Origin of the sequence: uncultured Methanobrevibacter sp., from assembly GCF_902764455.1 — an archaeon.
GTDB lineage: Archaea > Methanobacteriota > Methanobacteria > Methanobacteriales > Methanobacteriaceae > Methanocatella.
Window position 1 is genome coordinate 1 of the sequence record NZ_CACWVY010000047.1, and the last position, 13,394, is coordinate 13,394.

Below are 13,394 nucleotides of genomic sequence, written 5' to 3' on the forward strand. Positions count from 1 at the left end.
AATTTCTAATGATTCAGCATATAGTTTCACTGTTACTAATACTCATGTTCCTGTTGTTACATCTGTTGATGTGATTAAGGTTTGGAATGATATTAACAACCAAGATGGTGTTAGACCTGCTGGTGTTACTGTTGTTTTGAGTGGTAATGGAAATGTTGTTGGTACTGTTACTTTAGATGATTCTAATGCTTGGAAACATACTTTTGAAAACTTACCTGTTTTCAGTAATGGTACTGTGATTAAGTATTCTATTGAGGAGTTAGATGTTGCTAATTATTCTGTTGTAATTTCTAATGATTCAGCATATAGTTTCACTGTTACTAATACTCATGTTCCTGTTGTTACATCTGTTGATGTGATTAAGGTTTGGAATGATATTAACAAAAGATGGTGTTAGACCTGTTGGTGTTAGTGTTGTCTTGATTGCTGACGGTGATGTTGTTGGTACTGTTACTTTAGATGATTCTAATGCTTGGAAACATACTTTTGAAAACTTACCTGTTTACAGTAATGGTAACTTAATCAATTATACTATTGATGAAGTTGATGTTGCTAATTACACTTCTGTTGTGTCTAATAATGCGACATACAGTTTCACTGTTACTAATACTCATGTTCCTGTTGTTACATCTGTTGATGTGATTAAGGTTTGGAATGATGCTAACAATCAAGATGGTGTTAGACCTGTTGGTGTTAGTGTTGTCTTGATTGCTGACGGTGATGTTGTTGCTACTGCTGTTTTAGATGATTCTAATGGATGGAATTATACTTTTGAAAACTTGCCTGTTTATGATGAAGGTGAGTTGATTAAGTATTCCGTTGAAGAGATTAGTGTTGCTAATTACACTTCTAGTGTGTCTAATGTTTCAGCGTATAGTTTCATTGTTAATAATGTCCATGTTCCTTTAATAACTGTTGTTAATATTACTAAAGTTTGGGGAGATGGAAACAATAATGATGAAAAGCCTGTTGAGGTTATTATTTATGCTGATGGTGTAAAAGTTGCTAATGTTACTTTATATCCAAGTAATATTTCCAGATTTATTTTCGATAATTTACCTGTTTATAAAGATGGTAAGCAAATTAACTATACTATTGGTGTGGTTGATGGTAACCGTACAGTCAATTTCACAAAGACTGAAGGTAATTTCACAATCCTGATTGAACCTGAATATCATCCTGATATGAGTGTTCGAAAGATTACTCTTGACAAAAAAGTCAGAGTTGGTCAGCAAGTTTCATTTAGAATTGTTGTTAAAAACACAGGTGATTGTAACTTGACTGGTGTTTATGTGATTGATAGTAAGTATTCTGAAGGTCTTGTATTAGATCATATGCTTCCTAATAATGACTGGACATATGTTGGAGATGGCAAGTTTGTTTATGGTAAAACTTTAGGTGTTGGCGAGTCTGCTAGTTTCATTGTTGTTTTCAATACTACAAGTGTTGGATTCAAGGTTAATAGTGTGATTGCCGGTAACAATATTACTAACGATACCGTTAACAGTACTAATACTACTAGGGTTGTTAATGATACTGTACCTAATGTACCTGTAAATGCTACTCCTAAACATCCTGTTCCTCATAAGCATCATGTGCCTAAACACGTTAAACAGGATAAATATGCTACTGGTAATCCTATTGCATTGCTATTGTTAGCGTTGTTTATTCCATTAATAAGAAGAAAACAAAAATAAACACTTTTAAGGAGTTTTATTAAAACTCCTATTTTTTCTTTTTTTAGTTATATTAAAGTTTCAACTATTTTTTTAAAATATTATTTCTAAAACTATTTTTAGTTAATTTTAAATATATTTCTTAATTAATTTTAGCTTTTAAAGCGAATCCTAGATAAAAGGCAATATATTTATATTTTGGGCGAAACGATAAAAAATTCAACTTGAGTGCATAAGATATTTATCCATGTATTTCTGATGATGATACCTATGAGTCCTGCATTAAACTTACTGAACCCCGACATTCATCAACATACTGAACTTGTATATATAGGACCTTTGGATGTTGCAGGTGTAAATTTCATTGGTGATGCTGATAATGATTAATAAGACCATAAAAAAGCTTATGAAATATGTCAAAAGTTTTAATTAAATGAAAAGACAATAATGTTAATTATGAATAAATCAGTTTTTGTACCTGGACACATTACAGGATTTTTCAATATTGAAAACCATGAAGTGCGTTTAAAGAATGGGTCTTGTGGAGCAGGGTTTTTGCTCTCTCAGGGTGTTAGGACTACAATATCTCCTGCAGACAAGTTGACTTTTGATGTTAATCAGGGTGATGAAACAGTAATCAAAGAAGTTTTAAACATCCTTGAGATTGATGATGCCTTTAAAATCACACAGGACATACAGCTTCCGATTGGTGCAGGCTTTGGAACATCTGCAGCATCTGCATTAAGTTTAACATTGGCCATTAATGAATTTCTCAATCTGGGATATTCTAAAGAGTTATGTGGTCAGATTGCACATATGGCTGAAGTGAATTTGGGTGCAGGTTTAGGAGATGTAATAGCTCAAACAGGAAATGGGCTGGTTTTAAGAACAAAGCCTGGTGCTCCGGGAATTGGTGAGATTAAATCATTTAATCATGATGTATATATAGCATGGAAAACTTTTGGCGGGATAGAAACATCAGAAATTATCCGGAATTCCCGTTATCACAATATAATTTCCAGTTCAGGTTCAAAATATCTGGAATTGTTTGAAGATGAACCTACTTTGGAGAACTTTTTGGCTTTTTCAAATAGATTTTCACATGAGATAAACCTGATGTCAGATGATGTGAAAAAACTAGTTGATTATTTTAATTCTTCGAGTGATATTTTAGGTAGTTCCATGGCAATGTTGGGAAATACAGCATTTGCATTTGCGTATGATGAAGATGCATTCAAAAGTCTAAATATTGAAAACTTACATATAGATAAACTCAACAATATTGGGATAACTTATGATTAAACTTAGTTACGATATAAAAAATTATAGGAAAGATCTCACAGATTTGATAAATCCGAATGATACTGTAATAGAATTGGGCTGTCATGTCGGAGGCACAACCAAACTGTTTTCAAAGCAATGTAAGGTAGTTGCTGTTGATAATTCTCCTGAAGCGGTTGAAATAATGAATAATCTTGATGATGTGCTTTTCATTTCAGGTGATGTCAGATTGCATGATGTACTTGCCGAAGTATTTAAAATAATTCAGAAATGTGATGTGCTGGCTATAGATCTTGGCGGTGGATATCATCCCGACACAGTTTTTAAAGTATTTTATATCTGGTCAAGTACCTTTAAGCCAAAACATACTGTAATCAGGAATAGGGGGATTTTGGAATTTTTCAACTCCGCCAGCGGCAGTGATGAAGATTATCAAACCGCTGAAGGCTATCTTGAAAGTTATCACGATTCAGGCATCCCTCCGCAAATTAAAGAATTTGACCTCTGGACGCCGTCACTGGATAAATAGAAAAGTTTTCGATTATTCCTGAAGGTCAATAATATTTTTTTTTTAATTAAATTATACTAAGTGTATTGATTTGTAGAAGTTTTTAACCAATACTATAGGTCATTGATAAAATTTGTTTAAAAATTTATATTTGATTTTGCATATTTTTTTAAATATAATAATTTAATGGTATATTTTTGTACAATTAATATTATATACCATAATCAAGAAAAATATAATTCATAAATAATGAGGTTATATAATGATAGGTAAAAAGATTCGTCTAGAAAGAATCATAAATAGGAATACTGGAAGAACTGTTATCGCACCGATGGATCATGGTGTATCAAGCGGTCCTATCCCTGGAATCATCGATATGGATGAAACTGTCGAAAGCATCTCTCAAGGCGGAGCAGATGCAATATTAATGCACAAAGGTATTGTAAAACAAGGACACCGTGGATATGGGGAAGATATAGGTCTTATTGTACACCTTTCCGCAAGTACTTCCCTTGCACCTGACCCAAATGATAAGGTAACCGTAACCAGTGTAGAAAAAGCAATTCAGCTTGGTGCGGATGCAGTATCAATCCATGTAAACCTTGGAAGTGATACAGAAAGTCAGATGTTACAGGAATTGGGTAAAATCGCTGAAACCTGTGATTACTGGGGAATGCCACTTCTTGCAATGATGTATCCTAGAGGCCAAAAAGTGGAAAACGAACACGATGTTGAATTTGTAAAACATGCTGCACGTGTAGGATCAGAATTAGGTGTAGATATAGTAAAAACAAACTATACTGGAGACCCTGACTCATTCAGAGACGTAGTTGAAGGAGCAATCGTGCCGGTAGTTATTGCAGGCGGTCCTAAAGTTGACACTGACGAAGACCTATTATATATGGTTAAGGAATCTCTTGAAGTTGGTGGTGCAGGAGTAGCATTCGGACGTAATTTGTTCCAGGCTGAAAACCCTGGTAAAATTACAAGAGCAATTTCAGAAGTTGTCCACCACGATTTGGAAGTTGAAGAAGCATTGGAATTCTTAAAATAAGGTGATTTAATGCAAAATAAATTTGCATGGATTTCTACTCCCGACGAAATTTGGGATGATAAAAAAGAGATGATTACAACAGCACTTGAATCAGGAATTGACCATGTGCTTGATTTGGATGATATTGAAAACATCAGAAAATTGGGAAATGTAAAAATCATTGCAAACACCGACGATGCAGACATATTCCTTGTGGGCATTAACGGTGAAGGTGATGGAGTCCTTGATTTAAATGAGGATTTTTCCGACTCAACAGATATTGCAAATGCAAAAAAAGCCAAAAGCGAAGGAAAAACCGTTTGTGCATATGTAATAATTACTGACAAAGCACATGAACAGCTTGCAGTTAAATTAGGTTCAATTGTAGATTATATTATTCTTGTAGGAACCGACTGGACAATTATTCCTCTTGAAAATATCATTGCAGACCTTCAAAAGGAAGATGTTGAAATCATTGCAGCAGTACGTGACGTTGACGGTGCAAAAGTCGCACTTGAAACCCTTGAACATGGAACTGACGGTGTAATCTTTGAAGCCAATGACTTTAACAAAACCAAAAAAATAGCTCAGGAAGTTATTGAAGCATCACAGGCAAAATATGAATTGAAAATAGCAACAATAACAAATGTAAAACCGTTGGGCTCTGGTGACAGGGTATGTGTAGATACAACTGACATGATGAAGCCGGGTGAAGGAATGCTTATAGGTTCATATTCAAAATCCATGTTTTTGGTACATTCAGAATCCCTTGAAAGCGAATATGTAGCTTCACGCCCATTCAGAGTAAATGCAGGACCTGTACAGGCATATGTGATGGTTCCGGGGAATAAAACAAGATATCTCTCAGAACTTGTTGCAGGTGATGAAGTACTGATTGTAAATACTGAAGGTGAAACAAGAACTGCATATGTCGGAAGAAGTAAAATCGAGAGAAGGCCATTAATTCTTCTTGAAGCAGAATATGAAGGCCGTACCATACGAACATTACTTCAAAATGCAGAAACAATCAGAATAGTTGATGCAAACGACGAACCTCTTTCAGTAGCTGACGTAAAACCTGGAGATAAGGTAAAGGTTTACATAGAAAGCAGTGCACGTCATTTTGGAATCGCTATCGATGAGACTATCATCGAACAATAGGTGTTGAAAATGAGTCAGCTAAGAGCATTTTTAGCTATTGACATTGATGAAGATTTAAAAGCCAAAATCTATAAAATCATAAAGCAATTCAAAACAATCGATGCAAATATCAAATATGTAGATTTGGAAAATTTGCACTTAACACTAAAATTTTTCGGAGATATAGATACAGAAGGCATTGATTTACTCTCATCAAGAATATCTGAAGTTGTAAATAATTTCGACAACTTCAATGTTAAAATAAAAGGTTGCGGAGCCTTTCCAAACACAAACCGAATCAAAGTAATCTGGCTGGGTCTTGAAGAAGATGAAACAGTAAAAAAACTCCATGATGAACTTGATAAGGAATTTGTCAAATTAGGCCTTGATAAGGATAAGAAATTCTCATCACACCTGACTATTGGACGCATGAAGTCCGCTAAAGGAAAAGCAAAAGTAAAATCAACAATTGAAGAATTCAGTGATGTTGAAATAGGTGAGATGAATGTGGATAAAATAATTCTTAAAAAATCCACTTTAACTCCTCAAGGACCAATTTATGAAGATTTAGAAATATTTGAATTGTGATAAAATGGATTATGAGCAAATATTAAAGGATATCAAACCAACAGAAAAAGAGCAGCAGGATATTGATGCAATGTCAGATAGGATTGTTAACTATTTGACTGAAACCTGCAAAAAAGAGGGTATTGATGCAAAAATATCCGTTGTAGGATCTGTTGCAAAACACACCGCCCTTAAAGGAAAATCAGACATTGATGTATTCATGGCATTTTCTTTGGATGTCGATTTAGATACATTAAAGGAAAAGGGTTTATATTTGGCTCATAAATGCAGTGATGCTTTTGATGGTAATGCATCACAGCACTTTGCATCCCATCCGTATCTAACAACCGACATTGACGGTTATGAAGTAGATTTGGTTCCGTGTTATGAAATAGAAGACGGTTCACAGCTTAAATCAGCGGTGGACAGAACAATCCTTCATACACGTTATGTTAAAGCCAATCTTACAGATGAAGGCTGCGATGAAGTCCTGCTTTTGAAAAAATTCATGGATATGACCGGAACTTACGGCTCTGAATTTAAGGTAGGCGGATTTGCAGGCTATTTATGCGAATTGCTAATTATTAAATATGGCAGTTTCGAAGAAACTCTAAATGCCGCTTGCATGTGGCAGTATGGTCATGTAATTGATTTGGAGGGTTATGCAACATCTTCCCAATTTGATGACCCGCTGATAGTCATTGATCCAACTGATAAAAACAGAAATGTGGCAGCTGCTTTGAGACTGAATAAGTGCTGTGAGTTTATCCAATCAGCAAGAAATTACCTTGCATCTGATAATAAAAAGGATTATTTCTATCCTTTGGATAAATCTCTGGATAAAGAGGATATTTTGGATGAACTTAGAAAAAGAGGTAGCGATTTTATAGCAATAAAATTCGATATTCCTGAAATGCCTCTTGACACATTGCATCCTCAGCTGAAGATGACTGCTTCATCTCTTGCTGAAAAAGTAAATAATGAAGAATTCAATGTATTCTCTAGCAGTTATTCAAGTAATGAAATTGACTCAGCAGTAATACTTCTTGAAATGGCTTCATCCAAATTGAATGACATTAAAATCAACAAAGGTCCTAAAATATTTTTAAACAAGGCATGCAACAATTTCACCAATAAATACGGACCTGAAAATTGTCATGTAATGGATGATTTTTTAGTTCATGCTCAAAAAAGAGAGTTCAGTGATGCAGTAAAATTCATTGAAAGCATTTTTACAGATAAAAACATTAGAAAAATCAAAGTAGGTAAAAACCTTAGAAATACTATTATAAATTCATATAAGTTTATCTCTGTTGATGATTTGGCAAGCGATGAGTTTTATTTGCAGTTTCTTGATGACTTTTTAAATCCTGGTCAGTATATTGTTAGATGAGTTTTAAAATCAAAAGAGAGAGCAATATTAAAATAAATAAGTTAGCTTTACCTATCATTTAACTAACTTATTTTTTATATTTTTTTTATTAGGTAATGTAGATTTAATTATACTTTTTTATAATTTTTTCACTGTTTCAAGTGATAAACCTGTGATTTTTGAGATTTCTTCAGGTGTATGGTATTCTTTAGTGTTTTTGCAATTCTTTCTTTTTCTTCTATTTTTCCTTCTATTTTTCCTTTTGCTTTTCCGTCTTGGAAAATTTGATTTCTTTCTCGTTCTATATTTTTTTTAATTGCATGATCTATTGCTTTTTCGATTATTTCTGTTGATAGTGATGACATATTTAACAATCCAATCAGTTCTTTTCCTATTTTGGAATTAAATACATTAACAATGGCACATTTAACTAATCATACTTATTATTGATTACATATAAATATTTTATAGTCTGAATAAAGACAATTTTATGAGTTTAAAGCAATTTTACCAATTCAAAGCAATTTTCAAATTGAAACATAATATTCATATATCTTTAAAATTATACCTACTAAAAGTGATAAGATGAGTGAAAAAACATATCTCTACGAATGGCAAAAAGATGACTTTGAAAAGCTTGAAGACATTGAAAAAGAAGCTTTTAGAAAAGCAGATAGGTTAAACGACAAAATACTTGACCTGAAAATATTCATTGATGAGATGAATGAGGAATGGGATGATTATCTTAAATATCTGGAAGATAAGAAAATCTCTAAGATTTGCGAATTCAGAGGCGGTGAGTGCATTGACTTTGATGAGGAACTTTTAAATGCAATTGTAACCACCCTGAAAAAGTCCGTAAACGACACCAACAAATCCATAAAATATAATTCTAAAAAAATTTCAATAAATCGTGTAATTAATGGATAGTAAATTTTATAATATTCAATTTTTATATAGATTAATATGTCAGAGATTAAAAAACTCACAGTCGATGTCGACGTTGAGGATTATGTTAAGAAATATGTAAATTTTGAGGAAGTCTCAAAATTATGCATTGAAGAGCAGGAAAAGCTCGGATATAACTGGAATTATCCTCCATTCGAATTTGACGTTGATGAAGTATGGAACACCTACAACAAGTTAAAAATCATTGCTTTTAAAATTGACTTTTCAACAGAGGAACTGGAACATACTTTTGAAGAGAAAGAACTGGAATTTATTTTAAAAAGATTTGAACGCATGAAAGTCAAATTCATGAATGAAATCTACATGATTGAAAGTGAAGATGCACTTGGACTCTTTTTGGGAAAATGCAATCTGTGCATGAGATGTACAAGAGAATTCAACATGCCATGCAAAATGCCGTTTAAAATGAGATACTCCCTTGAATCACTGGGTGCATACACAGACAAGACAGTTGAAGATTTATTTGGATTTCCAGTAAAATACGCTCATGACGGTAAACTGCCTGAATATCTGATATTTGTAGGCGGTTTATTATATGATAAAAAATAGGTGATAAATATGAAAGTAAGTATAATAGGAGGAACCGGACCCCAAGGACTTGGAATTGCAGAAAGATTAGCAATAGCTGGTGTAGATGTAATTGTAGGTTCACGTAAAGAGGAAAAGGCACTTGATGTAGTTGCAAAGGCAAAAGAAGACCTTGCAGACTATGACTTATCCAATATGATAGGTATGGCAAACGAAGATGCTGCTCGTGAAGGAGATGTTTTAATTATCACTGTACCTTTAGCAGCACAAAAACCAACAGTTGAAGGAATAAAAGAATTCTGTAAAGACAAAATCGTCATGGATGCAACTGTACCTCTCGAAACAGCTATCGGTGGAAAACCATTCAGATTCATTGATCTCATGGAAGGATCTGCTGCTGAGAGAACTGCATCAATTCTTGAAGGAACCGGCGCAAAAGTAATCTGTGCATTCTGTAACATTTCAAACTCACACTTAGCAAACATTCCAGAAGAAATCGACTGTGACTGTCTGATTGCAGGAGATGACAAACAAGCAAAAGAAACCGCTGCAGAAATCATTGACAAAATCCCAGGTATCAGAACAATCGATACAGGTGTTTTAGAAAAAGCAAGAATTATCGAAAAAATCACTCCTCTTTTAATTGGAATGAACATCAAATACAAATCCCACTACGGCGGATTAAGAATAACAGGAATTCCTGCACTCGATAAGGAATAGATTTTTATGGATTCATTTGAGGCTCTTATTGGAAAAAACATTAATGAAGTAGTCTTGAATGAATCAGCAACTTTTTTTGTAGCTCCTCTGGAGTATTTTTATAAAAACTGCGGAATGAGATATCCTGCAGGCAAGTTTAAACTTGCAGATTTGGATTACTTTGACATGATTGACTTTACTGAGCTTTTCAGGTTTGAAGCTATTTTGATAATATGGTATTTTGAAGATATAATTACCGATTTGGAGCTGTATTACTTAAGCAATGATTTTGACGTATTGTTCAGTGATTATTACTATATCAAAAAAGCCATTGATAATGGTGAAGCCCATAAACTTCGTGAAGGCGATACTAAATATTTGGGAGCCTCCAGATTATCTGATAAGGTTGGCCAGCCTAACAGTGATAAATTGGCAAACAAGCGTGAACTTGTTTTAAAAAAGAAGTATTTGCAGAAAATGCTTAATGAACTGGGCTATAAATGCAAATAACCAGTTCTGATGGATACTTCACGTCCGCTTTGATTCAAGTGGAATTGATAATTTCACATCATTTTTACATGGTGAAATGTTAATTCTTTATTTTATAATTTATTTTTTATTTTTTTTACAATTTTCAAATTCAAATAAAAATTTCAATCTTTTAATCATTTAAATTTTATTTTTAAGTTATTTTTTTCAATAATTCTATGATATCTCTTGTCATAATTGTTAAATAAGATTTAAAACATAAATAATTATCGTTTATTAAAAATTATGGTGTAATGATATGGAGTATAAAAAATTATTTATTTTCATTTGTTTCATTATTTGTTTATTCAGCATCGCAAGTGTTTGCGCTAGTGATGCGAATCAGACGGTTGTTACAAGTGAAGAAATTAATCAAGAATTAAATTTATCTGATGTAAATGTTTTATCTGCATCAGCAGATGATATTAATGATGATGCATTATATTCAAATGAGGGTGGAGATATACTTGCAGACAAGCCGGATTCATCCTTAAGTAATCTGGGTGATATTGCTCTTGAGTATGGTGATGAGGCAAATATTGCAGTTGCGGCTATTGGAGCGACAGGAATCACAGCCAAAATTGATGGTAATGCTATTGGCGTGGCAGGTTATACAATCATGATTCCTTCTAACTTGAATGTGGGCACTCATCAGCTGTCTGTTTCTACAATTCCTGACTACAATCACAATTCTGTAACTAAAACTGCAACAATTACAATTAACAAGGCACAATCTTTAAGGGATATTGATGATATCACTTTAAATTATGGTAATTCTTCTGCGGTAAGATTATATACAATAGGAGTAACTAAGATTATTGCTGAAATTGATGGCAATGATGTTGATGTTAAAGGAAATGAGATTACAGTTCCGGTTTTGGATGTTGGAACTCATATATTATCCGTCACAACAGTTCCTGATGATAACCATATAGCAGCGACCAAAACAGCTACAATAACTGTTAATAAAGTAGATTCCTCTGTAGGTATGGGGGATTTGACTTTTAATTATGGCAGTTTTTCAAATATTACGGTAACAACTGAAGGGGTTGTCAAATTCACAGCAAAAATCGATGGAAAAGATGCTGATGTGGTAGGAAATACAATCATGATTCCTGCTAAATTGAATGTGGGTACTCATACTTTATCCGTTACAACAGTTGCTGATAGCAATCACAATCCAGTAACCCGAACCGCTACAATAACTGTGAAAAAGGCGGATTATTTAAGCAATATTGTGGATGTTAATTTAACTTATGGAACCTCTTTAAATATTGCATTAAATGATGACGAATCTATTACATATAAGGCTCAAATCGATGGAAAAGAGATTAATATATTTGAAAATCATATCATACTTCCTAAATTGGAAGTGGGTACTCATAAATTAACAGTTTCAATAGTCAAAGATGCCAATCATGACGGTGCAACCAAAACCGCTACAATAATTGTCACCAAAGCCAAAACTAATTTGGTGACACGTGATTTAACTGCTAATGAGGGTCAGAAAGTAACTTTAACTGCAGGAATGGGTGGTGTTGATTTAATTAACGAAGGTGTGGTGGCTTTCTTTTATGGTAACACCAAACTCGGACAGGCAAATGTAATAAACAGTATTGCAGAATTAACTTATACTCCATTAAAATCAGGTGTTCATACTATTTCAGTAGTTTATGAGGGAACATCAAGATATGAATCTTCAAGATCTTCATTCAAACTGGCAGTTAATGAAAAAACCAATTATACTTACGTTACAAACAGTTCCATAGTTATCATTCCGTCTTCAGGAGGATCTTCTTATAATGACACTGCTGTTATCAGCTTGCCAAGTGACGTTACAGGCACTATTACATTAACGGTTGAGGGTGTGGATTACAAATCAACTTTGGTAAACGGTGTTGCCAATATTAAATTGCCTAATTTGGAGGATGGTGTTTATGCATATGTAATTTCTTACTCTGGGGATGAACAATATTCACCATTTAAGAATAACGGCAGTTTTAATGTAACTAAAACTCATTCTGATGATATTGAGAATGTTAGCTCTAAAATGGACATTGATTTTCCTTCTTTTGGTACAGTTCCAAGCGGCAGCTCTATTCCTATTAAATTGCCTGATGATGCTACAGGAACTTTTACATTAACAGTCAATGGTGTTTCATATGATTTTGCTGTTGAAAAGGGTGTTGCCACTGTCAAAATGCCTAATTTAGGTGCTGGAAATTATCCGTTTACAATTACATACTCCGGTGACAGCAAATATTCATCATTTACAAGAAGCGGAACTTTATTTAAATCAAACACTGCTGTAGCTCCGGTAATCACTGCTTCTAACATGGATGTTGTTTATTCTGACGGTTCATATTATAGCATTAAAGTTACTGGAACCGATGGAAAAGCTGCAAATGGTGTGGCTGTTAAAATAACTGGTAAAATATCAAAAACAATTACAACAAAAAATGGTGTTGCCAGATTTAAGATATCACAAGTTCCTGGAACATACAAAATAAAAATAACTTCACTGGGCAAATCTGTAACAAAAACAATAATTGTTAAACATTTGTTAACGTTAAAATCAGTAACTGTAAAGAAATCCGCCAAAAGTCTTGTATTGCAGGCGACTTTGGGTAAAATCAATGGAAAATACCTTAATAAGAAAACAGTTACATTCAAATTCAATGGTAAAACATACAGTGCTAAAACCAATTCCAAAGGTGTTGCAAAAGCAACAGTCAAATCAAGTGTCTTGAAAAAGCTAACTGTTGGCAAAAAAATAACTTATCAGGCAACATACCTGAAAGACACTGTTAAAAAGAATGTTTATGTGAAAAAGTAATTGCTTCGGCAGTTACTTGCTTTTTTTTATTTTATACATTATTCCACTATTTTTTATAAAATGATTTACTAATTATTGCCTCATATATCTATTAAATTACAATAGCTCTTAAAAATAAATATGGTAATCCTAACTTCTTTACTTGGCGGCCAGAGCCTTGTGACTGTCAAAATGTTAGCTCTTTGACAGAATTTTTTTAAATTTCTTTATTTTCTTTTGTTTTTGCATAAAATTAGTGAGATTCTTTAAAAAGGTTT

General features: G+C 33.4%; 14 protein-coding genes. 13 read left to right on the forward strand and 1 reads right to left on the reverse strand.

The annotated features are described in order from the left end of the window. The 8 genes from QZU75_RS11190 to cca all read left to right on the forward strand — a co-directional run. A partial coding sequence (locus tag QZU75_RS11190) for a Cna B-type domain-containing protein (RefSeq protein ID WP_296883805.1) occupies nt 1-397 on the forward strand: 397 nt, incomplete at its 5' end. Beyond that, nucleotides 372-1,697: a Cna B-type domain-containing protein gene (locus QZU75_RS11195; RefSeq protein ID WP_296883807.1), complete on the forward strand. Its 1,326-nt coding sequence runs from the start codon at nt 372-374 to the stop codon at nt 1,695-1,697. The genes QZU75_RS11190 and QZU75_RS11195, both read left to right, overlap by 26 nt. A 435-nt stretch (nt 1,698-2,132) precedes the next feature. After that, nucleotides 2,133-2,978 carry a pantoate kinase gene (locus QZU75_RS11200; protein ID WP_296883808.1) on the forward strand — a complete coding sequence of 282 codons (846 nt, stop codon included), beginning with the start codon at nt 2,133-2,135 and terminating at the stop codon, nt 2,976-2,978. Continuing rightward, nucleotides 2,971-3,486, forward strand: a complete 516-nt coding sequence (locus QZU75_RS11205; RefSeq protein ID WP_296883809.1) for an SAM-dependent methyltransferase — start codon at nt 2,971-2,973, stop codon at nt 3,484-3,486. The genes QZU75_RS11200 and QZU75_RS11205 overlap by 8 nt, the downstream gene beginning before the upstream one ends. A 238-nt stretch (nt 3,487-3,724) precedes the next feature. After that, the gene (locus tag QZU75_RS11210; protein WP_296883819.1) at nt 3,725-4,519 is read left to right on the forward strand and encodes a 2-amino-3,7-dideoxy-D-threo-hept-6-ulosonate synthase; all 795 of its coding nucleotides are present in this window, start codon (nt 3,725-3,727) and stop codon (nt 4,517-4,519) included. Nucleotides 4,520-4,528: 9 nt separating this feature from the next. Next, nucleotides 4,529-5,659 (forward strand): 3-dehydroquinate synthase II, encoded by a 1,131-nt coding sequence (locus tag QZU75_RS11215; RefSeq protein ID WP_296883810.1) that lies wholly within the window; start codon nt 4,529-4,531, stop codon nt 5,657-5,659. 9 nt (nt 5,660-5,668) lie between these two features. Continuing rightward, nucleotides 5,669-6,226 (forward strand): RNA 2',3'-cyclic phosphodiesterase, encoded by a 558-nt coding sequence (gene thpR, locus QZU75_RS11220; protein ID WP_296883811.1) that lies wholly within the window; start codon nt 5,669-5,671, stop codon nt 6,224-6,226. Between the two features lie 4 nt (nt 6,227-6,230). Beyond that, entirely contained in the window at nt 6,231-7,598 is a 1,368-nt protein-coding gene (cca, locus tag QZU75_RS11225) for a CCA tRNA nucleotidyltransferase (RefSeq protein ID WP_296883812.1), read from the forward strand. 128 nt (nt 7,599-7,726) lie between these two features. Here the strand turns inward: cca and QZU75_RS11230 are convergent, their stop codons facing one another. Beyond that, entirely contained in the window at nt 7,727-7,942 is a 216-nt protein-coding gene (locus tag QZU75_RS11230) for a hypothetical protein (protein ID WP_296883813.1), read from the reverse strand. A gap of 220 nt (nt 7,943-8,162) precedes the next feature. On the opposite strand from QZU75_RS11230, the gene QZU75_RS11235 reads away from it, so the two are divergent. The 5 genes from QZU75_RS11235 (at nt 8,163) to QZU75_RS11255 (ending at nt 13,137) form a co-directional block, all read left to right on the forward strand. Next, nucleotides 8,163-8,507: a hypothetical protein gene (locus QZU75_RS11235; protein ID WP_296883814.1), complete on the forward strand. Its 345-nt coding sequence runs from the start codon at nt 8,163-8,165 to the stop codon at nt 8,505-8,507. Between the two features lie 36 nt (nt 8,508-8,543). After that, nucleotides 8,544-9,095 (forward strand): DUF2284 domain-containing protein, encoded by a 552-nt coding sequence (locus QZU75_RS11240; protein ID WP_296883815.1) that lies wholly within the window; start codon nt 8,544-8,546, stop codon nt 9,093-9,095. 9 nt (nt 9,096-9,104) lie between these two features. Next, nucleotides 9,105-9,794, forward strand: coding sequence for an NADPH-dependent F420 reductase (gene npdG / locus QZU75_RS11245; protein ID WP_296883816.1), 690 nt, complete (start codon nt 9,105-9,107; stop codon nt 9,792-9,794). A gap of 6 nt (nt 9,795-9,800) precedes the next feature. Beyond that, on the forward strand, nt 9,801-10,283 hold the full coding sequence (locus QZU75_RS11250) for a hypothetical protein (protein ID WP_296883817.1): 483 nt from the start codon (nt 9,801-9,803) through the stop codon (nt 10,281-10,283). A gap of 277 nt (nt 10,284-10,560) precedes the next feature. Continuing rightward, nucleotides 10,561-13,137: an Ig-like domain repeat protein gene (locus QZU75_RS11255; protein ID WP_296883818.1), complete on the forward strand. Its 2,577-nt coding sequence runs from the start codon at nt 10,561-10,563 to the stop codon at nt 13,135-13,137. The last annotated feature ends 257 nt before the right edge of the window (nt 13,138-13,394 follow it).